Source organism: Wolbachia endosymbiont of Anurida maritima (genome assembly GCF_042182995.1).
Taxonomy (GTDB): Bacteria; Pseudomonadota; Alphaproteobacteria; order Rickettsiales; family Anaplasmataceae; genus Wolbachia.
In genome coordinates this window covers 1,088,230-1,110,017 of sequence record NZ_CP102058.1, presented here as the reverse complement: position 1 = coordinate 1,110,017, position 21,788 = coordinate 1,088,230, and the positions used below count along the sequence as shown (strand labels likewise).

Below are 21,788 nucleotides of genomic sequence, written 5' to 3'. Positions count from 1 at the left end.
GTAATTTTAGCTCTGTTTCTGTGGGTCAGATAGCTACCTGATGACGCCATTGCTGCAACTAAAAACTTTCATTTAGCAGTTAAACAAGGCCAAATTTAATAGAGAGAGGATTTTTTTATTTTCTCATTCTTCTCATTTTCCTCTCTAACAATTTTTTTTCCATTTAATATGTCCTTTATTTCATCTCCTGTTAAAGTTTCAAACTCCAGTAGATTTTCGGCAATGAGATCTAAGCCTTTCTTATGCTTGGTCAAAATCTCTTTTGCTTTTTCATAGCAAGAAGACACAACTTTCTTCACTTCTTCATCTATAAGTTTTAACGTATCTTCAGAAATTATGTCAGAACCATGCATGGTTTGTTCGCGATTGTGATAGATCGGACCTATTTTGTCGCTCATTCCCCATTTTGTTACCATAGAACGTGATAAATCTGATGCTTGTTTTATATCCGAAGATGCACCGCTTGTGACTTTATCATAGCCAAAAATTAGCTCTTCTGCCACACGTCCACCCATTGCAACAGTTATATCTGCTAGCATCTTTTCTCTTGTGAGGGACACTCTATCTGTTTCTGGTAGTCTCATCACTAAACCTAGGGCTCTACCCCTTGGAATAATAGTTGCTTTGTGTATCGGGTCAGAGGCAGGCATGTTGATAGCAACTACTGCATGACCAGCTTCATGGTATGCAGTCAGTCTCTTTTCCTCTTCTGTCATAATGAGAGATCGCCTTTCTACGCCCATCATCACTTTATCACGTGCATATTCAAAATCGTCCATGGTAACAATCTTCTTGTTTCTTCTTGCAGCAATAAGCGCAGATTCATTCACCAAATTTGCTAGATCAGCACCTGAAAAACCCGGTGTTCCTCTTGCAACTGTTTTCACATTTACATCAGGGGCCATTGATATTTTCTTTATATGAGTATTTAATATCTTTTCACGCCCATTTATATCGGGTAAAGAAATAGTAATCTGCCGGTCAAAACGACCAGGCCTAAGCAGTGCTGGATCTAAGACATCCGGACGGTTAGTCGCAGCAATTATTATTACGCCCTCATTAGATTCAAAGCCATCCATCTCAACTAATAACTGATTTAATGTTTGCTCTCTTTCGTCGTTGCCGCCACCAAGGCCAATGCCACGATGTCTACCCACCGCATCTATTTCATCTATAAAAATTATACAAGGAGCATTTTTCTTGCCTTGATCAAACATATCACGAACACGACTTGCACCAACACCCACAAACATTTCAACAAAATCAGATCCAGAAATACTAAAAAATGGCACATTAGCTTCACCTGCAATTGCACGAGCAAGTAAAGTTTTACCAGTTCCAGGAGAGCCAATTAAAAGGCACCCTTTTGGTATTTTTCCACCTAATATTTGAAATTTTTGCCTTTGTTTAAGGAAATCAACGATTTCTACTAGCTCTTCTTTTGCTTCATCAATTCCGGCAACATCATCAAATGTTACTTTTTTTCCACTAGTCATGAGTCTAGCCCTTGACTTGCCAAAGCTTATAGTTCTGTTGCCCCCCGCTTGTGTTTGTTTAAGAAAGAATAGCAAGAAGCCAATAAAGATAAATGTTGGGACCCATGAGATAAGTAATCCACCAATTACGTTCATGGCAGAATCTCCAGTTGAAAAGGAGAATCTCACTTTTCTATCATGTAAATTTTTTATTAGGTCGCTATATATAACACCGCTTGAGTTGAAACTTGAACCATCCCTAAACTTGCCCTCAATACTCTGGTTTTTTATGACAATATTTTCTACATCATTTTCTTCTAGTCTAGTTAAAAATTCCGAAAAAGGTATGATTGTTTTACTGCTACCTATATTTCCGCTGAACTGAATATAAGCAACTGAAATAAGAACAATAATTACTAACCAGATCAATAAGACTTCTAAAAATTTTTTCATCGTTACTTTTAACTAGATATCAATTAAGCTTACCAGATTTTGTTTTATTACGCTATTAGTAATGCATTGCATCTCATCGTCATTGGCATTTTCTCCATTATAATTTGTATGAGGATAAGCCAGTATCTTTTCATCTTTATAATCTCTAATAACAAGAATTAACTAAGCTTGCTTTGACAGATACCTTCCGAAGCGTGATTTGGTACTTGTTGAGTGGTAGTTTGCGCAAAAAAAGACGCAACATTATCATTTGCCTGTTCTCTAACCTTTGCCTGCTTCCTTTCTTCCTCAATTTTTTTCCAATCTCTTCAAGTGGTTTTGTAAAATCATCCGTGGTAATAAAGATTTCTTCTGTGCCCTCTGTTACAATACGATTCCTGGCAAAATCTTTTACATAATTTACTAAATCAAATAAATCAGCTCCTGAAAAACCTTCAGTTCTACCTACAAATTTTGTAAGATCTAGATCTTTTGTTCTTGGTGTGTCCTTCATATAAAGATTCAATATTTCCTTACGTAGGTTTCCGTCTGGTAAAGGAATATTAATGTGCTTGGACAAACGACTACCCCGAGTGAGTGCAGAATCTAAAACATCTATACGATTAGTTGCAGCAATTACTATCACACCCTTTCTAGATTCGAAGCCATCCAAAGCAGTCAATAACTGATTTAAAGTTTCTGTACGCGCTTGATGACCATAATGGCTACCATAACAGCGCTTTTCACCAATAGAATCAATTTCATCTATAAAAACTATACAAGGAGCCTTTTTTCTTGCTTCCTCAAAAAGCTTACGTATATTTTCTGGACCAGTGCCAACATACTGCTGAATAAACTCAGATGCAGAAACACTTATAAATGAAGATTCAGTTTCATTTGCAATTGCTTTAGCAAGCAAAGTTTTACCAGTCCCCGGTGGACCATAAAAAATGTATCCTGTGTCTTGCGCATAATTTAGTTTTTCGTCTATTTCTATTTCCCTTTTTGACTGACTTTTACAAATCTTTCTTAACTCTTGTCTTACATCTTCTGAAACTGCAACATCATTAAGTTTTACTTTCGCCATCCTATCTGGTTTTGTAGGGGTTTTGTTGTTTTTATTGGTAAGTTTTTTTAATGCACCTTCAAGATCATCTTTGGTAACGTAGGTTTCCCCGTCCGTTTTTCCTATACGGGATGCAGCGTTAAATTTTGCTGTATTTACTAAGCTATGCAACATACCTAATGAAAACCCTTCAGTTTTGTTTATAATTTCTTCCAAACTTACACCTTGTTCTACTCTTCCCTTTAGATGTGTATCTAATGTCTGCTTGCGTAGGTCCTTGTCTGGTTGAGGAATGTGAATTTTCCAAAGGCAACAATAACTGCGCTCAACCAATTGCTGATCTAAGAGCTAATTTGTGAAGCATAATAGTGATCATATTAAAAAAAGATGTTATTTTTTGAAGTGAGAGGAGAATGCTCATAATCCTTACTCATACGTCTAAAATTGGAGAGCCAAGCAAAGGTTCTCTCAGAGCATGTCTTCAAACTAAGTAGAAAGGAGTTAAGAAGTGTGTTATAAGATATATTTTAAATGTACCCAAGCGATATAAGTGACAAAAGAATGGAAGATGATAGAGCAATATTTTGAACCTAAAAAGACCGGCAGACCAAGAAAACACAGTATCAGAACGATTATCGATGCAATAAGGTATGTGATGAGAACAGGCTGTCAATGGAGACAACTACCTAAGAATTTTCCACCATGGAAAACCGTGTATAGTTGTAATTCGCGTTTAAAAAAAAGTGGAATATGGCAAGAAATTCATGATTTTCTAGTTAAAAAACTAAGAAAGATAATTGGTAAGAATGAAACTCCATCAGTAGGAATAATTGACAGTCAATCAGTAAAAACCACTCAAAAAGGGGATCCAGAGGATATGATGCTGGCAAGAAAGTAAAGGGTAGAAAACGCCACATCGTTGTAGATACTCTAGGTCTTGTAATTGCTGCTGAAGTACACAGTGCAAGCATTCAAGATCGTGATGGTGCAACTAAATCTTTTTGTTCAAGCCAAATGCAAAGCTCCAACATTACGTAAGTTTTTTGCTGATCAAGGATATACAGGTAAATTGCAAAACCGCTGTTTATTGGAAACTGGATGTTTGTTGACGATTACCAAGAAAGTAGTTGATACAGGATTTCAGGTTATTCCTAAACGTTGGATTGTTGAGAGCATATCTTCAAACTCAAGAATGAGCTAATTTGTGAAGCATAATAGTGATCATATTAAAAAAGATGTTATTTTTTGAAGTGAGAGGAGAATGCTCATAATCCTTACTCATACGTCTAAAATTGGAGAGCCAAGCAAAGGTTCTCTCAACAATCCAACGTTTAGGAATAACCTGAAATCCTGTATCAACTACTTTCTTGGTAATCGTCAACAAACATCCAGTTTCCAATAAACAGCGGTTTTGCAATTTACCTGTATATCCTTGATCAGCAAAAAACTTACGTAATGTTGGAGCTTTGCATTTGGCTTGAACAAAAAGATTTAGTTGCACCATCACGATCTTGAATGCTTGCACTGTGTACTTCAGCAGCAATTACAAGACCTAGAGTATCTACAACGATGTGGCGTTTTCTACCCTTTACTTTCTTGCCAGCATCATATCCTCTGGATCCCCTTTTTGAGTGGTTTTTACTGATTGACTGTCAATTATTCCTACTGATGGAGTTTCATTCTTACCAATTATCTTTCTTAGTTTTTTAACTAGAAAATCATGAATTTCTTGCCATATTCCACTTTTTTTTAAACGCGAATTACAACTATACACGGTTTTCCATGGTGGAAAATTCTTAGGTAGTTGTCTCCATTGACAGCCTGTTCTCATCACATACCTTATTGCATCGATAATCGTTCTGATACTGTGTTTTCTTGGTCTGCCGGTCTTTTTAGGTTCAAAATATTGCTCTATCATCTTCCATTCTTTGTCACTTATATCGCTTGGGTACATTTAAAATATATCTTATAACACACTTCTTAACTCCTTTCTACTTAGTTTGAAGACATGCTCTAAAGCATCTACACTTTTAGCTGAAACAATTAATGTTACATCAGACTTCAACTTAGACAATTCCTCTAATCGTGTGAGCTGAGTCTCTTTATCGTATTTTGTACTAGCATCTATTCCATCTATAAAGACTATACAACGAGGCTTTTTCTTTGCGTCTTTTAAAAGATCACCATACCCACTAAAATAACTTATGGAAAGCTCATGCCCACTAATGCTTAAAAATGGCAAATTAGTTTTAGTTGCAATTGCTTCAGCTATTAAGGCCTTACCATTGCCTGGTGGGCCATGTAAAATGTAAGTTATTTTTCCAGTAACGTTTAGTTTTTTTAATTTTTCTCTCCCTTCTTTTGACAGATTATTACAAATCACCTGTAGCTCTTTTTTTACTTCATCTGTTGCTATAACGTCATCAAGTGTTACTTTTTGCTCGGTTACATCTCTCTGTTCAGGTACATTTGTTACTTTAGGTGATTTAATTAGCTCATAAACACCGACACATATTGCTCCAAACACAAATAGAAGTGCAGTTGCAGTACCTGCCACTGCACAAGTTACTACGGCAGATTTATAACTATAGGCATGAAAGATATAGTGGCAGCAGTAGCTTTAATGCTAAGCCACGTAAGANTAAATAAGGTAAATAAAAGCGGTGATTGCTAGACACAGCAAAACAAATTTAAAAAACCCTCGCCAAGTTATCTTCATATAATACCTCACTAAGATAAATTTTCATTATTTATCATACAAGTCTTTTTTGTATTATGCAACTAATAATGAATTGAACCTTATTACTATTGATGTCTTTTCCATCATGACTTACATAAGGATAAGCAAGCACCTTTCCATCTTTTAGCACTACAGGCAAAGAATAGAAAACTTCAGGGCAGCAGTTGTAATCCTTCAGAAATTCAGGAACTTTTTGTGTTTTTTTTAATGGAGCAATGATAACTGAACACTCTTGATTTCCAAGTATTGTGCAGCTAAATCTGTTATCCCATTCAATAGGATCGTTTAATGGCAAGCTTACAGTACTTTTCTGTATCTTTGACGATTCTCTAATTATTAAGATATTTTCTCCATATTTTCTTATTTTGCACCCAGAAAGTGTGCAGTTAACATTACTATCCTTTTGCAATATTTTATTAAATATTACGATAAGGCTGTTGTACCTTGGTTTATAATATTTACTAGCAATTGCCATTATAGAGTAAAGAAGAATTCTCAAGGCTATTTCCTCTGGCAATTGATAAAATTCACTTAGTTTAATTTCAATATAACCAAGATAATGAACATTAACACAGTCATTAAATGCAAGGCGTGTGTAGTACATCAACGCTTTTGCAGCTCTTTTCATATGAAGGGCTGTGAGGCATATTCGCTCTGTTAAAATCTCTTGATTGTCACTTGCTTTAAGTAAGTTACGGTATAAAGTTCGCCTGTATTTTAAGTTATAGTTGCTTCTATCTTCAATCCATTTTAACCGGTGAAGCTTAGCGTACTTTTCTATTTCACTACGACTAAAATTTAACAATGGCCTAAATATATAAATACCATTTAGGAAAGACTTGTAGTCCATTGATGATAATCCATCTACGCCACTACCTCGCTCCAATCTTAATAAGAACGTTTCTGCTTGATCATCTTTGTGATGAGCAACAAGTAAATATTTAACATTATTATTTTTACACCACTCTGCTAGTAACTTATACCGTGCTTTTCGTGCCTGTAACTGAATATTGCCTTTAATATTTTGCTTCTCCCAATTTAATATGAACGATTCCTTTGCTCCAAGTTCTTTTGCATAACTTACAACAAAATCAGCTTCTTTTTGAGACTCTGAACGTAATTCATGATTTACTGTTAATGCTATAGGAAGTGAAAGCTTGTTTTTTTTNGCCCAGTTAGTCATTAAGTGCAGTAAGACTGTACTATCTACACCACCTGATACTGCAACTGCAACTTGATTATTATAGAAAGCAAAGCTATTAGCTATATTTTGAAATAATAACTCTAATTCCATTATATCTCTTGATGGCCAGATAGGTCAGATCTCTTACGTCATACCGCGACTTATTTGTGGTATATATAGATCCCGCTAACAAGCAACGAAATATGACAAGTTTTTCCTTTTTTGTCTACCCCAGTGCCCTTTCTTTATGTCATCCCAGTGCTTGACACTGGGATCCAGGTTTTAATGCAAGAAACTATTTCTTTATTCCAGAAAATGAAAATTCCACTCTACGATTTTTAGCATGCTCTTTTTCATATTTAGAATTTCTAGAATCATCTTTTACATCAACCAAAGGCTCAGTTTCACCTTTAGAAGCAGTTTTTATTCTGTTTTCTATGTAGGGTGTGCAACTAACCATAAATTTTTTAGCTGCATCTGCTCTTCTAGCGCCTAGCGCAAGATTATATTCATGAGAACCACGGTTATCAGTATGACCAGTTAAAGTAACCTTCGCATCAGGATTGTTTTGTAGCACTTCCATTACATCAAGTAATGCATCTGCACTTACTTCAGTAATATTAGATTCATTATAACCAAAGAAAACTCTTTTATCACCTATCTGCTTAACAACAGAATTCATTTTATTTGTTGTATTTGCTCCTTTTTTTGGACAAGAACTTACACCAGTAAGTAGTAAACAAAAACAGCACATTATAACCAGTCTACTCCACATTACTAAACCTCCATAAATTTTAAATAGTGCGTAACTTTAATTTCAGTACCTAATATCTCCCCATATTGTAATATAGTCAAGAGAAATAAAATACTAAATACTTTTTCTACAACCTTACAATTAATTTTCTTATAATATGCTGGACTCTGAGTAGAAAAATCCAATAAAGGAATAAAATGTGCAATTTTTTATTGTACTTTAAGGAAATATACTTTTAACTTTATTATTAATCTATTACGATATTAAACAGATGTTTTCTAAAATAATGAACAAATATGAAATCTTGTAAGTTTTTAGAGGGAGTATTACATAGGGTAAAGAATATCGAAAATACGCTAAAAGTACTAAACCAAAGCCAATTGAATGCAGAGGACAAAGTTGAACAAATGGGTCTTCTAGAAGAAATCAGACATGAAATTATCTCTCATGACGTAATAAAGGAATCATTAGCAGATGCTCTTGACAACAAAAAGAGTGCAGATGCTTGGCAGCTAAAGTTAATAGAGAGAATACATAAGAGCAACAGTGCTGTTCCTATTGATTTAGTAAAATCTTTGTCCAAAGCTAAAGTTGAATGCCAAAGTTTATGGAGGCTAACCAATTCTGAAGCCAGTAATTTGGAAAGACTAAAAGAACGTTTTGCTGATTTAATCAAACTCATTCGCGAAGTAGCTTCTATAAAATCGCAGCAATTAAAATGCTCAAAATACGACTCACTGCTTGCTGACTATGACTCTGATATCACAGAAAAGAATATAAAGGAAATATTTCCCAAGGTAGGCAAATTCTTTAGTGGAAATGTAGATAAAATAATTGAAAAGCAGAAAAAGGATAAGGTTACTAATATACAAAAAGTTGCTACTCAGAAGCAGATTGAACTTGGCTCGTTATGTTTACAGCAAATGGGCGTTGCACTGCATGAGGTTCGTACTTCTTATTACTGCCCTATAGATTATGATGAATCTGATTTTTGTTATGGTTTATTTTCTCTTTTACGGCATAGTGGTTATGCAATTTATCAAAAATGTTTAGCGCAAAATTCTATAAGTAGTCCAATTACGAGACATGTTATGTATGAAACTCAAGGGTTATTCATGGAAAGGATGATTGGAACATCCAGAGAATTTATTGAGTTCATTCAACCACACATAAAAGAGAAATTTGCTATAAAAGGCAAAACTAACGAGAAAGTTAGCAGTGTTGAAAATTTGTACTTGATTTTCAATGAAATAAACCTTTCTTCTTTTTTAAAAAATGCAGATGAATTTAGTCTGTTAGCTCATATTATGTTGAGAACTAGGTTAGAACAAGATATAATAAATGGTACATTGGAAGTCAAAGACCTGCATGATGCGTGGCTGGAAGGTATGAAGCACTATAAAATTCCAGTAAAAGCTGAAAATGAGCTAAACACTTATTTTCAAGATGAATATTGGGTAAGTGGTGTTATGGGCTATTTTCCTGTTAAAATTATAGCTTTAATTACTGCTGCGCAGATTTTCTCTTTCATTAAAAAGAATCATTACGAATCTTTAGGTGCTATAATAAAAGGAGATTTTAGTTTACTTATCAGTTGGTTATCTCAAAATATATACAGTGCAAAGTGTGGCCTGGAACTGCTAAAAAAAGTAACAGGTAAGGGTTTAGACGTTGAGTGCTGCATTAGCTACTTATCTGGAAAGTATAATTTGTCTTAATAAGTGATTTTCTTGAGTTGCGTATGAATTTTGTTCGAAAATTAACCAGAAAGTTTTGTAGCCTTTTCACTTTCAAAGGTTTATTCGCTAGCGATATTGCTATAGATCTTGGCACTGCAAACACTTTAGTTTATCAGAAAAATCAGGGAATAGTGCTTGATGATCCTTCAGTTGTAGCAAGAATAAAAGAAAAAGGAAGCTATGTTCCTTATGCTTTTGGTAAAAAAGCTAAAATGATGCTTGGAAAAACGCCTGGAGAAATAGAGGCGATAAGGCCCTTAAAGGATGGAGTTATTGCTGATTTTAAAAGTGCGGAAGAAATGCTAAAATATTTCATACGCAGTGCAAACACAAAATTCACTGTTAATAAACCTAATATTATCATATGCGTTCCATCTGGATCCACGCCAGTTGAAAGGCGTGCTATACAAGATGCAGCAGAAAGTGCTGGTGCAAATGAAGTATTCTTAATTGAAGAACCAATGGCTGCAGCAATTGGAGCTGGACTTCCAGTTACCGAACCTGAAGGTTCTATGATTGTTGACATAGGAGGAGGTACAACTGAAGTTGCAATTATTTCTTTAGGCGGAATTGTTTATTCACGTTCTGCCAGAGTAGGCGGCGATATTATGGATGAAGCAATAAAATCATATATTCGTGAAAATCATAAGTTATTAATTGGTGAAACAACTGCCGAAAAAATTAAGAAAAGCATAGGTTCAGCCAATCTGCCAGGTGAAAATAACAAAGAGGGAATGATAATTAAAGGCAGGGATTTAGTGAGTGGTATGCCAAAAGAAATGCTTTTATCAGAATACCAAGTTGCAGAGAGTTTAATAGAGCCTGTACATCAGATAATTTCTGCTATTAGAACTGCACTGGAAAGCACTCCACCTGAACTTTCTTCTGATATAGTCGATAGAGGAATAATTTTATCTGGTGGCGGTGGATTATTGCGTAACTTGAGTAAAGTTATTAGCGAAACAACAAAATTACCAGTTCGTGTTGCAGATGATCCACTTTGTTGTGTTGCCCTAGGTAGCGGAAAAGTACTTGAAAACATGGACTATTTTGGCCATGTTTTATTCAAGCAAGATTAAATTGTTTTTGAAGGTAGTTTATCGAATTGTTTTGATGGAATTATGTAATATAAATGAGATCCCAGTGTCATGCACCAAGTAATTTGAAGGCAACTTCTAGCAGAAAAGGGTGTTATCCAAGTAGCTGACACTGGAACTTGATTACAAATAAATATGCTGTTTTAATGAATTTGTGTAATAGAAGCTAGATTCCAGTGTCAGCTACTTTCATGACATCATCTACTATGTGAATTGCCCCCAAATCAAAACGTTTGCACAGTTGTATGTTGGAATGACACAAGATTTGCGTTTATAAATTAAGGCGATTATGCTAAAAGAATTTGAAATTGAACCTTTGTTAAAAGATAAAGCTCCGCATCAGACCAGGGCTATTGTTGCAATGTCCGGAGGAGTTGATAGTTCCGTTGCTGCAGCACTGCTACATAACCTTGGGTATCAGGTGATAGGTGTAACTCTTCAACTCTATGGCACCGACGGTAATGCTAACGCAAGAAAAGGTGCATGTTGTGCTGGACAGGATATTTATGACGCTAAGCGCGTGGCTGAAAGTGTTGGCTTTCCTCACTATATTTTAAACTACGAGGAAATATTCAAAAAGGAAGTAATAGAGGATTTTGCAAGTACCTATATGCGTGGGGAAACTCCCATACCATGCGTAAGATGTAACCAAACGGTAAAATTTCGTGATCTATTGCAAGTTACAAAAAATCTTGGTGCGGATGTGCTTGCAACAGGACATTACGTGAGAAGATTAGAAAAAAATAGTGAGGTAAAGTTGTGCAGAAGCATTGATAAAAGTAAAGATCAAAGCTATTTTCTATTTGCTACAACAAAGGAGCAGTTGAAGCTTTTGCGATTTCCACTAGGTGGGTTCTATAAAAGTGATATAAGAAAATTAGCAAAGTATTTCAGCTTACAAATTTCTAAAAAGCCGGACAGTCAAGATATATGCTTTGTTTCCGAAAGCTATAGTAAAACAATAGCTAAATTAGCTCCACAATCTGTACAGAAAGGTAAAATAGTGGATGTTAATGGAAAAGTGCTAGGCGAGCACAGTGGCATAGTAAATTTTACAGTAGGGCAAAGAAAGGGCTTGGGTATCGCACACAATGAACCTCTTTATGTGATAAAAATTAATACAGAGAATAATGAGGTTATAGTAGGTCCGATCAACGCATTAATGCAAAAAAAAATATTGATCAAAGAGTTAAATTGGTTAGAACAACCAAAGGAAGGTATGGAAGTAACTGTGAAGCTCAGGTCATCACACGCGGGAAGTTTAGCAACAATATATTCAACTGACGAAAAGAATAAAGCCTGTGTCATTTTAAACGACAATTACTTTGGCATCAGCCCTGGTCAAGCCTGTGTAGCGTATAAAGATGAGCAAGTAATTGGCGGTGGATGGATATGCTCTTAACTAAAGGCTTTAATGCAGAGTGTAAACGTACAATAATATTTATTGCTATTTTGCCATATATCCCTTATACTATAAAGTAGAACATTATAGGTTTTAGCAATGGTTAAGGAAGTTGAAGAATTAATAAAAATTGTTGGTAAGGGTAATTTATTAGAGACGTTATTTATTTTTTTAGGTAGCTTTCAACATGCTGACTTAGATCGTTTTATGGATCACAGGAATCACATAGGTCTGTCTGCATTCATACAGAAGCAAGATGAACAATTAGATTACTATTTTAACTTAAAGTTTAGTCTACAAGGGCTGTTTTTAATTCATGCTCTAGCTTATCGAATTCTAAGTGAAAACAACAACCTGAATACTAAAGATGTCATAGATGAAATATATGACATTATTAGAGGGTCTGAGTTAGGTAAAGATATAAATGAAATAGTAGATGGAAGAAAATTAGACTTACTTAACGCCTTGGCAAACCCAAAGAGAGCGCCAATATTTAAAACAGAAGAAGATTTTGAAAATAAGGTACTTGCTGACATTAAAAAATTACTAAATGAAAAATTTGATAAAGAGTTTTATTTTAATAAATTTGTTATCGACTGTTACTATTCTATTCATCAAGACATAAAAGTAGATAGAAATGTGGCTTTATTGTTTTCTCTATTATATTCTTTTGGGGGTAGCTATAAAAAACCTTTATCGCCTGACAAAATAGTAAAAAGAGAGGTACTAGAGTTAGATAAGAATCCGTTAATAAAAAGTTATATAGTATCTTTAGCCAGTATACTACATCACGAAATTAATCTAGCAAATAGAGATGGAACAATCGAGTATATAATCGATCATAATAGTATAGATCAGAGGGAGGAAAACTCGAAGTATGGATACAAATTGTATACTATAAGTACAAAAAATACCCTGGAGCAACTGTTAAAAAACCAAAACAGTGATCAATTTGAGCAATTAGTAACAAGCCCTGAGAATACATATTACTTAGCTCCACAAGAAGAGAACAGGTGTAGGCGTCTCAACAACAAGAAAAAAGACAAAGACCATAGAAATACGTTCTGCAAACTAGCTTTAGGCATGTTTATATTGTCTGCTGGATTATATGCTGCCGATTATTTCTTTATGGAACAAAAATTGTTTAACTCAATAAAGCCACAAACTAATCTAATAATTGCTGCGGTACTTACTATTGTAATAGTATATGCTTTATTTCAATTATCACAGAAACCACCGCTTTCAACAGTCAATGAGATGACGAATGAAAATTTAGGACAGCCCGTGCAAAATAAGTTTAGAATTACATAAATGTAGCAACTTAAAAGCACATATTGTATAATGCTTATTCTTAAGTTAAGAGGTGATTTATGGATTTAAGTAAAATAACAGCGGGACCAAATGCGGTGAATGTGGTAATTGAAATAAGTGCAAATGCTGAGCCTGTAAAGTATGAATTTAATAAAGAGCTTGGGTTGTTACAAGTTGACAGATTTTTGTCTACCTCAATGGCTTATCCTTGCAATTATGGGTTTATACCAAATACCTGCGCAGGTGATGGTGACCCTGCGGATGTTTTGGTGCTAACTCAATTTCCCTTAATATCCGGAGTTTTGATATCGGTGCGTCCAATAGGCGCATTACTCACTAAAGATGAAAAAGGAGAAGATGAGAAAATATTAGCTGTGCCTGTTTCCAGTGTTGATAGCTATTATGACAATATAAAGGACTATTCTGACTTATCTAAAAACCTACTAGATAAAATTGCTCATTTCTTTTCTCATTATAAAGATCTAGAAAAGGGAAAAACGGTAGCAGTTGGAGAATGGGTTGGTGTAGAAGAAGCAAAGAAAATCATTGAAAAAAGCAGAAATTAGTTTGTGTTGATTTAGCCCAGATCTAAAAATTACACTGTTTGGAAAAATGTTGTTGTTTTTAATGTTGCAATTAAAAGCATTAGACAGGCGGTAGAGGTCTTGGTATTATATGATCTTTAGGTTCTAAATTTGGAAGGGTGGCCGAGCGGCTGAAGGCGGCGGTTTGCTAAACCGTTATACGATTGAAAAGTCGTATCGAGGGTTCGAATCCCTCTCCTTCCGCCACTATGTCAAAGCAAATTATTTTCTGTACTCAATTTAGTGTCCCGTTGTCTTGGTCATTTTTAACCATAAAAAAATATTCAAATCTTGTTTTGCAGTAGGTCTTACGTCCCCAACTATCTAAATTAATTCAATATATCAAAGGAAAACAAACTGTTTCGAAAATTTGAACCACTATGGAGCAAATTTCGTTTGATTAATAAAAAATATAATCTAAGTTCTATTTAATCTGATCGTGATGGTACAATGAATTATATAAAAATTTTCTTAGTCTTATTGCTATTTTCTACATATTCTGCAGCGCAAGTTGATAAAAAAAGATTTTTTTATCAACTTATCCATCGATAAAAATATTACTTCATCACAAAACGCAGGAACAAGCGCTGCGTTTTCCGCTATATCCGGTCTTGCCTACTTATCAAGCAAATACGATTTGAACAAAAAATTTTTTTATAGACTAGGTTTTGGCTACAGTGCTGCTATGATTACTTTATTAAATCATGAATTATCTGGGCATAGCTTAAGGGCTTTAGAATTCAACTGTAACCCACATGGTTTAGAAATAGATCCATTATTACTTAGTGGATCTATACATACTGGATGTACTGGATCAATGCATATACAAAAAGATACTATAATTTCACTAGGAGGTATCCAAGCTAACTATCTGTTAGCACAAAAAATTTCGGATAATCTTTTTGTTCATGAGCAAGAAATTGACCCTATTACAGGTATTGGTTATATCTTGAGCGCTGCAGATCAAATAGAATATAACTATATAAATCATAATAATAATCCAGGGCATGATGTGAATAATTATGTAGAAGATATGGAAATAATGTATGGTAACAAATCCATCAGTCGCAATATCATTAAATCTCATGGATTTTTAAGCTTTCTTGATCCGATACTTTTTGCTTCTGTATATTCTGCTATTACTGGCAGAAATGTTAATGTTCCTGTACTGAGTATTGGTAATATTGGTGTCATGCCATTTGCAAGATCAATCTTTACTCCATACGGTGTAATTGAAAAAAAGTTTGGTGCATACATCATAACAGATCATACTCCAATTAAAGTTGGATTTAGTTTTGGCAAACAATTTAAAACACACGAATCTAAAGATCTTTCTCAGTGGTCTCACAAATATTCTGGTAGTGGTAAATTTGCTGGCTTAAAAGATAGCGAAGTGGTTGAAGAGTACATGGCATATGGTTTTGATATTTCTGTACTTAGATTATTTACTTTCAACAAGTTAAATATTGGTGCAAGTGCTGCATTTTGGAAGCAACCTGAATTATTTGTGGAAGATCCTTAGAGCATGTCTTCAAACTAAGTAGAAAGGAGTTAAGAAGTGTGTTATAAGATATATTTTAAATGTACCCAAGCGATATAAGTGACAAAGAATGGAAGATGATAGAGCAATATTTTGAACCTAAAAAGACCGGCAGACCAAGAAAACACAGTATCAGAACGATTATCGATGCAATAAGGTATGTGATGAGAACAGGCTGTCAATGGAGACAACTACCTAAGAATTTTCCACCATGGAAAACCGTGTATAGTTGTAATTCGCGTTTAAAAAAAAGTGGAATATGGCAAGAAATTCATGATTTTCTAGTTAAAAAACTAAGAAAGATAATTGGTAAGAATGAAACTCCATCAGTAGGAATAATTGACAGTCAATCAGTAAAAACCACTCAAAAAGGGGATCCAGAGGATATGATGCTGGCAAGAAAGTAAAGGGTAGAAAACGCCACATCGTTGTAGATACTCTAGGTCTTGTAATTGCTGCTGAAGTACACAGTGCAAGCATTCAAGATCGTGATGGTGCAACTAAATCTTTTTGTTCAAGCCAAATGCAAAGCTCCAACATTACGTAAGTTTTTTGCTGATCAAGGATATACAGGTAAATTGCAAAACCGCTGTTTATTGGAAACTGGATGTTTGTTGACGATTACCAAGAAAGTAGTTGATACAGGATTTCAGGTTATTCCTAAACGTTGGATTGTTGAGAGAACCTTTGCTTGGCTCTCCAATTTTAGACGTATGAGTAAGGATTATGAGCATTCTCCTCTCACTTCAAAAAATAACATCTTTTTTAATATGATCACTATTATGCTTCACAAATTAGCTCATTCTTGAGTTTGAAGACATGCTCTTATAGAGAAAAGCCTAAAAACGGTTTTATGTTTACTATAGATACCCGCTATGAAATATCTAAAGATATTAATATATTATGCGATATCGGATATAAGAGTAAAGGCTTTATACCAGGGCAATACCTTGATAAGACACTCATTGCAAACTTAGCACTCGAACACAGAATATAGAAATAAATTATGCATTTGTAGCCAAAAAGACCTATTTCCTGTATCTATAGCTAACTATACTTAGATGGTTATTAAAAAGTTAGCTAGCATTCACTCAGCATTTATTATAGAATTGGTTATTAGCTGAATAGCCTTATATGCATAAAATATTAATTTTACTATTAATAATGTTGCCGCTTAGGTTGCTTGCAATTGAGATTGTTGCAGACGTAAATGGTGAGCCGATTTCAAATTTAGATATTGAAAAACGCGTCAATTTTATAAATTCATTGCTTGGCAATCAGAGTGTTAATCGCGAAGAAGTAAAACCTCAAATCCTAAGACAGCTAATAGACGAAATCATCATTATCAGCGAAGCGCAGAGGCTGAATATAGAATTAGGCGATGAAGAATTAAATAACGCTGTCACGTTATTCTTAACCCAAAGCTTAAAAACTAAGGCCGATGAAGTTGATCAATATATAAAGAAGCATAACATAGATCTCAATACTATAAAAAAACAAATAAAGCGTCAGTTACTGTGGAGCAAAATTATTGAAGTAAGAATTGTGCCATTTATTAATATAAGCGATAAAGAAGTAGATGATGTAAAAAGGCAAACAGAAAAGCCGGATTATCTTATCACGTTCCAAGAGTTTGTAATTCCTGATCAAAAAGACAAGGATGTTTATGGCGTAGCTGAAGATTTAGTAAAAAAATTACGTAATAGTAATAACCCGGAATCTCCAATAAAGATGCGTAAAGCAACAGTTAATTTAAGTCAGCTCAAAGATAAACTTAAGAGCGTTTTAGAAAGACTAGAAACCGGCGATATAGCAGGTCCATTCAGTTTCAGTGAAGGTTACTCTATTATAAAAGTCATAGACAAGGTACAACTTAATTATGCACTGCTGGAAAGCACTTTAAAATTAAAACAGATTGTGGTTGAAGGTTCAGAAAGCTTATTGAATAATTTTAAAGAGCAAAAGGTCAATTGTTTAAATTTTGACAAATTAGCAGATGATTTTAAGTTGCCAAACGCAAAAGAGTTTGAAATAAAAATGCGAGATTTAAATCCTGATTTACAGATTTTATTTAGTAAAACAAGTGTGAATGAAATAGTAGAATTAAGAGAAAATGGCACTGCAAAGTTAATGATGTTGTGTGATATCAAGAGTAATGTAGCGGATATAGAAGCAATCAAACAGAAAATGTACCAACAAAAGATTATGATACAAAGCAACTTGTTATTAGATGATATGCGTAAAAATTCAGCTGTCAGTTACCGGTATAGTTGAAGTCAGAGAGTGTCCTTGTCTCTGTCTTTGTGTACAGAATATAAATTACTTTGTTCTATAAAATTTCAAAAAATTTGAACAAATGCAGTTAAAATAGCACATGAAGAATATAATGCTAATTGGTGGTGGAGTTGGAAATGCAGTATTGTTTTCGATAGGGAAGGCGTGTCTTGAAAATAATAATAAGGTTTTGTACTTCGCTGGCTATAAGAAATTAAGTGATGTATTTAAACGAGCACTGATAGAGCGTGCATCAAATGCAGTAGTTTGGGCATGTGAAGAAGGATTGATAGAAACAAGCAGAGATCAAGATAAATCCTTTCATGGTAATATAGTTGATGCAATAGTCTCTTATCAACAAGGAAGATTAGGTATTAATTTGAACGCCATAGATAAAATTATCACTATTGGTTCTGATAAAATGATGAAAGCTGTAAATGAAGCTAGAAAAACAATTTTAAAGCCATATCTGAAGTCAAGTCACATAGCAATATCGTCAGTTAATTCTCCTATGCAGTGTATGATGAAAGAAATCTGCGCTCAGTGTGTGCAGCAACATATAAATGCGAAAACAGGAGAAAGGAGTTTTGTTTATAGCTGCAGTAATCAAGACCAGGATATGGAGTGTGTTGACTTTGACTTTTTAAGTGAGCGCTTGAAGCAAAATAGTTTACAAGAAAAACTTACTGCAAAATGGATAGATCATGTTCAAAGATATTAAACAGCACAAAAAGGAAATAAGAGAGCAATATAGAGCTATAAGAAAAGATATTGATGAAAGTTATTCCAGTTATGCGGCAAATTCCCTTATTAATCTCTTTAATCAGAACTTAAGCTACGTTAAAGGCAAAACAATAGCAGCTTACATTCCAATGGATGAGGAAATAGATGTTGTGCCTTTGATGCATAGTTTACTCGATTTAGATTATAAAGTAGCAATTCCTAATAAAAATCAGTTACTAAGATTTGAGGGATGGAACGAAACAAATGAAGATGTAATTCCCGATACAATCATTACTCCTGTTGTTGCTTTTGATGATCATTTTAATAGATTAGGTTTTGGCGGTGGTTGGTATGATACAATGATAGAAAAACTGCGACCGCTTGGAAAAATATTTATAGGTGTAGCCTATGAGAAACAATATTGTAAAAATTTACCTGTAGAAAAACATGATCAAAAATTGGATATTATAATCACTGAGATGTGTGTTAGATGTGGAGGTGGATTGCTCAAAAAAGTGGATAAAAAGGAGTAGCGTAACCCCACTTTCTAATAGTAATTTTTGCGTCAAAACGCTCCTCAAATGCATCAACTCGATCTTGTGATTTCTCCTTCACTCACTTGTGCAGCACTTGAAATACCTAAGTGAGAATTTGGCTTCATTTCCTGAGCTTTCTCATTAACTTTTTGTTCTACCTCTTTTNNTATGTCACTACCAATTGCCATAATTGCAGGTTGAAATTCATCCATAAGAATGTGAAATCCTTTCTTTTTAGATTCTTCCGTGTCTTTAGATCTTTCCATATCTGCTACATGAGTACTAAGACCTTTGTTCATAAGTCTGCTCATGTCATCTTCTGAAAAATTTTCAATGGTTCCATTCTTTACTAACTCTTGTATAGCAGATCGCTGCCCTTCATTTTGAAGCATTTCTAATATTTTTTGCCTATCAGCAAGGCCTTCTTTAATGTTAACGTCTGTGTTATCTTTAAGACTAATGTTTGCAATAGTTTCAAGCACGTTTGTTTTTAATCTACTAAAATTATTCTCTCTTACTTGAACTTTAGGTAATTTATCGATTATATTTTTCACAAAACTTTTCACTGCTTTTCCAAATTCAACTGTACCNCTGGGTTGCTTTACTGGCACCCTTATCTACACGTTTTCTTTTATCTCACTTCGATGCTGATATATAGCATAACCAATAGCAGCTATAGCAACTAGTGCCACAAATCCTACTAATGCTGCTCCTCCAATTATTAATGCACCAGCTACTCCTCCTATTGCCAATGTACCTGCTAGTGCACCTGTCAATGTTGTAAATGCTGCTCCACTTATAACTCCTTGTATTAACAATCGATTACCTAAAGCTTCCAGCTTTTTCTCCATTACTCGATTTTTACCAACTTGCTCAGCTAGTTTTTTGAATTTTTCTATTTTAGATAATCCTTTTGACATAGCTGCCAAAAATTCTTCGCTTTTCCTACTACTTAATAAAAGAATTACGCTTCCCTCTTTAGTTAAATCTAGATCTTTTAGATCTTTATTTTCATCCAGAAAACTTTTTATTTTTTCTTGTAAGAGCATGTCTTCAAACTAAGTAGAAAGGAGTTAAGAAGTGTGTTATAAGATATATTTTAAATGTACCCAAGCGATATAAGTGACAAAGAATGGAAGATGATAGAGCAATATTTTGAACCTAAAAAGACCGGCAGACCAAGAAAACACAGTATCAGAACGATTATCGATGCAATAAGGTATGTGATGAGAACAGGCTGTCAATGGAGACAACTACCTAAGAATTTTCCACCATGGAAAACCGTGTATAGTTGTAATTCGCGTTTAAAAAAAAGTGGAATATGGCAAGAAATTCATGATTTTCTAGTTAAAAAACTAAGAAAGATAATTGGTAAGAATGAAACTCCATCAGTAGGAATAATTGACAGTCAATCAGTAAAAACCACTCAAAAAGGGGATCCAGAGGATATGATGCTGGCAAGAAAGTAAAGGGTAGAAAACGCCACATCGTTGTAGATACTCTAGGTCTTGTAATTGCTGCTGAAGTACACAGTGCAAGCATTCAAGATCGTGATGGTGCACTAAATCTTTTTGTTCAAGCCAAATGCAAAGCTCCAACATTACGTAAGTTTTTTGCTGATCAAGGATATACAGGTAAATTGCAAAACCGCTGTTTATTGGAAACTGGATGTTTGTTGACGATTACCAAGAAAGTAGTTGATACAGGATTTCAGGTTATTCCTAAACGTTGGATTGTTGAGAGAACCTTTGCTTGGCTCTCCAATTTTAGACGTATGAGTAAGGATTATGAGCATTCTCCTCTCACTTCAAAAAATAACATCTTTTTTAATATGATCACTATTATGCTTCACAAATTAGCTCATTCTTGAGTTTGAAGACATGCTCTAAGTCTTCACTTTCCTGAATAATTTCAAGTACACCTTGGGTAAGATACTCACTGTTGCCAGTATCTACTGCACCACCTTCTACCATATTCAACTCCATCAACTATAAATATGCCTAATTATATATACTAATTATTAATTATATTATAATAATTATGAGATAATTAATATAATAACCTCTTTCCAAATATAGAATTTGTATTAAAATATCTAGATTACATGAAATTAAGGTACTTTATGGGTGAANAAAAATTAAAAGCTGCTGTGGTTTTATCAGGGTGTGGTCACCTTGACGGTGCAGAGGTAAGAGAAGCGGTTTTAAGTTTGCTTGTGCTTGATCAGCAGGAAGTGGATGTTAAATGCTTTGCACCTGATATCAATATCACACAAGTTATGAATCATAAAACAAAAGAGGCAACAAAAGAAAAAAGGAATGTACTTGTGGAAGCAGCAAGAATCGCAAGAGGCGAAATATATGACTTAAAAGAAGCAAAAGCTGAAAATTTTGACATGCTAGTTGTACCTGGTGGATACGGAGTTGCAAAAAATTTATCTGACTTAGCTGAAAATAAAGGCATGGTGACAGTAATGCCTGAATTTGAAAGATTAGTTTCAGAATTCTTTGTTACAAAAAAGCCAATAGGAGCGATATGCATATCTCCAGCTATCATCGTTTCAATTTTAAGTAGTAAGATAGGTAAAGAAGAAAATAAAGTTAAGGTAACTGTAGGAGATGACAAAGAACAGTTGATAGAGAAGCTTGGCGGCGAACACATAAAGTGCGATACAGGGTTATCAATAGAAGATGAAGAGTATAATGTATTTTCTTGTTCTGCTTATATGCGTAGTGACGAAAGTACATACTCCGTATATCAAGGGATAAAGCATATGATTGACAGCATGGTAAAAAAGATTAACAAAAAAACTAAACAGCCATTCCTATAAGGTGTACTAAATAAGACTTCTCTATTAATCACACAATTAACTGTTGAATTTTACATTTCTAGCTGTATTATGGCTACGTAGCTAAAGTAACTTAGGTTTATC

Annotated in this window: 29 protein-coding genes and 1 tRNA gene; 20 read left to right on the top strand and 10 right to left on the bottom strand. The window is 34.3% G+C overall.

The annotated features are described in order from the left end of the window. Positions 1 to 95: 95 nt before the first annotated feature. Positions 96 to 1,928 (bottom strand): ATP-dependent zinc metalloprotease FtsH, encoded by a 1,833-nt coding sequence (gene ftsH / locus NOX90_RS05985; protein ID WP_375603905.1) that lies wholly within the window; start codon positions 1,926 to 1,928, stop codon positions 96 to 98. Positions 1,929 to 2,073: 145 nt separating this feature from the next. Then, positions 2,074 to 3,189, bottom strand: a complete 1,116-nt coding sequence (locus tag NOX90_RS05980) for an AAA family ATPase (RefSeq protein WP_375603904.1) — start codon at positions 3,187 to 3,189, stop codon at positions 2,074 to 2,076. A 334-nt stretch (positions 3,190 to 3,523) separates the two neighbouring features. Between NOX90_RS05980 and NOX90_RS05975 the strand changes: the two genes are divergently transcribed. From NOX90_RS05975 to NOX90_RS05965, 3 genes are read left to right on the top strand one after another with little or no spacing between them, the layout of a single operon-like run. Beyond that, positions 3,524 to 3,871, top strand: coding sequence for a transposase (locus tag NOX90_RS05975; protein ID WP_375603903.1), 348 nt, complete (start codon positions 3,524 to 3,526; stop codon positions 3,869 to 3,871). Next, a complete protein-coding gene (locus NOX90_RS05970) occupies positions 3,814 to 4,011 on the top strand; it encodes a transposase (RefSeq protein ID WP_375604568.1) in 198 nt (65 codons plus the stop codon). Before NOX90_RS05975 ends, NOX90_RS05970 begins: the two co-directional genes overlap by 58 nt. Then, positions 3,917 to 4,174 (top strand): hypothetical protein, encoded by a 258-nt coding sequence (locus tag NOX90_RS05965; RefSeq protein ID WP_375603902.1) that lies wholly within the window; start codon positions 3,917 to 3,919, stop codon positions 4,172 to 4,174. The genes NOX90_RS05970 and NOX90_RS05965 overlap by 95 nt, the downstream gene beginning before the upstream one ends. Here NOX90_RS05965 and NOX90_RS05960 read toward each other — a convergent pair. The 6 genes from NOX90_RS05960 to NOX90_RS05935 form a co-directional block, all read right to left on the bottom strand. Further along, the gene (locus NOX90_RS05960) at positions 4,160 to 4,516 is read right to left on the bottom strand and encodes a transposase (RefSeq protein ID WP_375603641.1); all 357 of its coding nucleotides are present in this window, start codon (positions 4,514 to 4,516) and stop codon (positions 4,160 to 4,162) included. The two genes, NOX90_RS05965 and NOX90_RS05960, sit on opposite strands and share 15 nt — an antisense overlap. Then, complete coding sequence (locus tag NOX90_RS05955; protein ID WP_375604568.1) at positions 4,422 to 4,619, bottom strand: transposase; 198 nt, start codon at positions 4,617 to 4,619, stop codon at positions 4,422 to 4,424. Before NOX90_RS05955 ends, NOX90_RS05960 begins: the two co-directional genes overlap by 95 nt. Next, entirely contained in the window at positions 4,562 to 4,927 is a 366-nt protein-coding gene (locus NOX90_RS05950) for a transposase (protein WP_375603639.1), read from the bottom strand. The genes NOX90_RS05955 and NOX90_RS05950 overlap by 58 nt, the downstream gene beginning before the upstream one ends. A 12-nt stretch (positions 4,928 to 4,939) precedes the next feature. Next, positions 4,940 to 5,530 carry an AAA family ATPase gene (locus NOX90_RS05945; RefSeq protein WP_375603901.1) on the bottom strand — a complete coding sequence of 197 codons (591 nt, stop codon included), beginning with the start codon at positions 5,528 to 5,530 and terminating at the stop codon, positions 4,940 to 4,942. Between the two features lie 196 nt (positions 5,531 to 5,726). Continuing rightward, on the bottom strand, positions 5,727 to 7,007 hold the full coding sequence (tilS, locus tag NOX90_RS05940; protein WP_375603900.1) for a tRNA lysidine(34) synthetase TilS: 1,281 nt from the start codon (positions 7,005 to 7,007) through the stop codon (positions 5,727 to 5,729). A 184-nt stretch (positions 7,008 to 7,191) separates the two neighbouring features. Then, a complete protein-coding gene (locus NOX90_RS05935) occupies positions 7,192 to 7,671 on the bottom strand; it encodes an OmpA family protein (RefSeq protein ID WP_375603899.1) in 480 nt (159 codons plus the stop codon). Between the two features lie 275 nt (positions 7,672 to 7,946). Here NOX90_RS05935 and NOX90_RS05930 point away from each other — a divergent pair, with 275 nt between their 5' ends. The 14 genes from NOX90_RS05930 (at position 7,947) to NOX90_RS05865 (ending at position 18,853) form a co-directional block, all read left to right on the top strand. Further along, on the top strand, positions 7,947 to 9,368 hold the full coding sequence (locus tag NOX90_RS05930; protein ID WP_375603898.1) for a carboxypeptidase: 1,422 nt from the start codon (positions 7,947 to 7,949) through the stop codon (positions 9,366 to 9,368). A 23-nt stretch (positions 9,369 to 9,391) separates the two neighbouring features. Further along, positions 9,392 to 10,468 carry a rod shape-determining protein gene (locus NOX90_RS05925; protein ID WP_375603897.1) on the top strand — a complete coding sequence of 359 codons (1,077 nt, stop codon included), beginning with the start codon at positions 9,392 to 9,394 and terminating at the stop codon, positions 10,466 to 10,468. A gap of 307 nt (positions 10,469 to 10,775) precedes the next feature. After that, positions 10,776 to 11,888 carry a tRNA 2-thiouridine(34) synthase MnmA gene (gene mnmA / locus NOX90_RS05920; RefSeq protein WP_375603896.1) on the top strand — a complete coding sequence of 371 codons (1,113 nt, stop codon included), beginning with the start codon at positions 10,776 to 10,778 and terminating at the stop codon, positions 11,886 to 11,888. Positions 11,889 to 11,987: 99 nt separating this feature from the next. Then, positions 11,988 to 13,199 (top strand): hypothetical protein, encoded by a 1,212-nt coding sequence (locus NOX90_RS05915; RefSeq protein ID WP_375603895.1) that lies wholly within the window; start codon positions 11,988 to 11,990, stop codon positions 13,197 to 13,199. A 59-nt stretch (positions 13,200 to 13,258) separates the two neighbouring features. Further along, the gene (gene ppa / locus NOX90_RS05910; protein ID WP_375603894.1) at positions 13,259 to 13,765 is read left to right on the top strand and encodes an inorganic diphosphatase; all 507 of its coding nucleotides are present in this window, start codon (positions 13,259 to 13,261) and stop codon (positions 13,763 to 13,765) included. A 131-nt stretch (positions 13,766 to 13,896) separates the two neighbouring features. Then, a tRNA-Ser gene (locus tag NOX90_RS05905) sits at positions 13,897 to 13,990 on the top strand. Positions 13,991 to 14,294: 304 nt separating this feature from the next. Further along, positions 14,295 to 15,305 (top strand): hypothetical protein, encoded by a 1,011-nt coding sequence (locus tag NOX90_RS05900; RefSeq protein WP_375603893.1) that lies wholly within the window; start codon positions 14,295 to 14,297, stop codon positions 15,303 to 15,305. Positions 15,306 to 15,364: 59 nt separating this feature from the next. Further along, complete coding sequence (locus NOX90_RS05895) at positions 15,365 to 15,730, top strand: transposase (RefSeq protein WP_375603639.1); 366 nt, start codon at positions 15,365 to 15,367, stop codon at positions 15,728 to 15,730. Then, complete coding sequence (locus tag NOX90_RS05890) at positions 15,673 to 15,870, top strand: transposase (protein ID WP_375604568.1); 198 nt, start codon at positions 15,673 to 15,675, stop codon at positions 15,868 to 15,870. Before NOX90_RS05895 ends, NOX90_RS05890 begins: the two co-directional genes overlap by 58 nt. After that, on the top strand, positions 15,776 to 16,132 hold the full coding sequence (locus tag NOX90_RS05885; RefSeq protein ID WP_375603641.1) for a transposase: 357 nt from the start codon (positions 15,776 to 15,778) through the stop codon (positions 16,130 to 16,132). Before NOX90_RS05890 ends, NOX90_RS05885 begins: the two co-directional genes overlap by 95 nt. Positions 16,133 to 16,134: 2 nt before the next feature. Next, positions 16,135 to 16,320 carry a hypothetical protein gene (locus tag NOX90_RS05880; RefSeq protein ID WP_375603892.1) on the top strand — a complete coding sequence of 62 codons (186 nt, stop codon included), beginning with the start codon at positions 16,135 to 16,137 and terminating at the stop codon, positions 16,318 to 16,320. Positions 16,321 to 16,457: 137 nt separating this feature from the next. Beyond that, entirely contained in the window at positions 16,458 to 17,597 is a 1,140-nt protein-coding gene (locus tag NOX90_RS05875) for a SurA N-terminal domain-containing protein (RefSeq protein WP_375603891.1), read from the top strand. Positions 17,598 to 17,697: 100 nt separating this feature from the next. Then, positions 17,698 to 18,318, top strand: a complete 621-nt coding sequence (locus tag NOX90_RS05870) for an oxidoreductase (RefSeq protein ID WP_375603890.1) — start codon at positions 17,698 to 17,700, stop codon at positions 18,316 to 18,318. After that, a complete protein-coding gene (locus NOX90_RS05865; RefSeq protein WP_375603889.1) occupies positions 18,302 to 18,853 on the top strand; it encodes a 5-formyltetrahydrofolate cyclo-ligase in 552 nt (183 codons plus the stop codon). The genes NOX90_RS05870 and NOX90_RS05865 overlap by 17 nt, the downstream gene beginning before the upstream one ends. Before the next feature lie 620 nt (positions 18,854 to 19,473). On the opposite strand, the gene NOX90_RS05860 is transcribed toward NOX90_RS05865, so the two are convergent. Next, complete coding sequence (locus NOX90_RS05860; protein WP_375603888.1) at positions 19,474 to 19,905, bottom strand: hypothetical protein; 432 nt, start codon at positions 19,903 to 19,905, stop codon at positions 19,474 to 19,476. Between the two features lie 54 nt (positions 19,906 to 19,959). Here NOX90_RS05860 and NOX90_RS05855 point away from each other — a divergent pair, with 54 nt between their 5' ends. Both NOX90_RS05855 and NOX90_RS05850 read left to right on the top strand, forming a co-directional pair. Further along, positions 19,960 to 20,325, top strand: a complete 366-nt coding sequence (locus NOX90_RS05855; protein ID WP_375603639.1) for a transposase — start codon at positions 19,960 to 19,962, stop codon at positions 20,323 to 20,325. Next, a complete protein-coding gene (locus tag NOX90_RS05850; RefSeq protein WP_375604575.1) occupies positions 20,268 to 20,726 on the top strand; it encodes a transposase in 459 nt (152 codons plus the stop codon). The genes NOX90_RS05855 and NOX90_RS05850 overlap by 58 nt, the downstream gene beginning before the upstream one ends. Here NOX90_RS05850 and NOX90_RS05845 read toward each other — a convergent pair. Further along, the gene (locus tag NOX90_RS05845; RefSeq protein WP_375603887.1) at positions 20,698 to 20,841 is read right to left on the bottom strand and encodes a hypothetical protein; all 144 of its coding nucleotides are present in this window, start codon (positions 20,839 to 20,841) and stop codon (positions 20,698 to 20,700) included. The genes NOX90_RS05850 and NOX90_RS05845 overlap by 29 nt on opposite strands. 137 nt (positions 20,842 to 20,978) lie before the next feature. On the opposite strand from NOX90_RS05845, the gene elbB reads away from it, so the two are divergent. Beyond that, a complete protein-coding gene (gene elbB / locus NOX90_RS05840; RefSeq protein ID WP_375603886.1) occupies positions 20,979 to 21,686 on the top strand; it encodes an isoprenoid biosynthesis glyoxalase ElbB in 708 nt (235 codons plus the stop codon). The last annotated feature ends 102 nt before the right edge of the window (positions 21,687 to 21,788 follow it).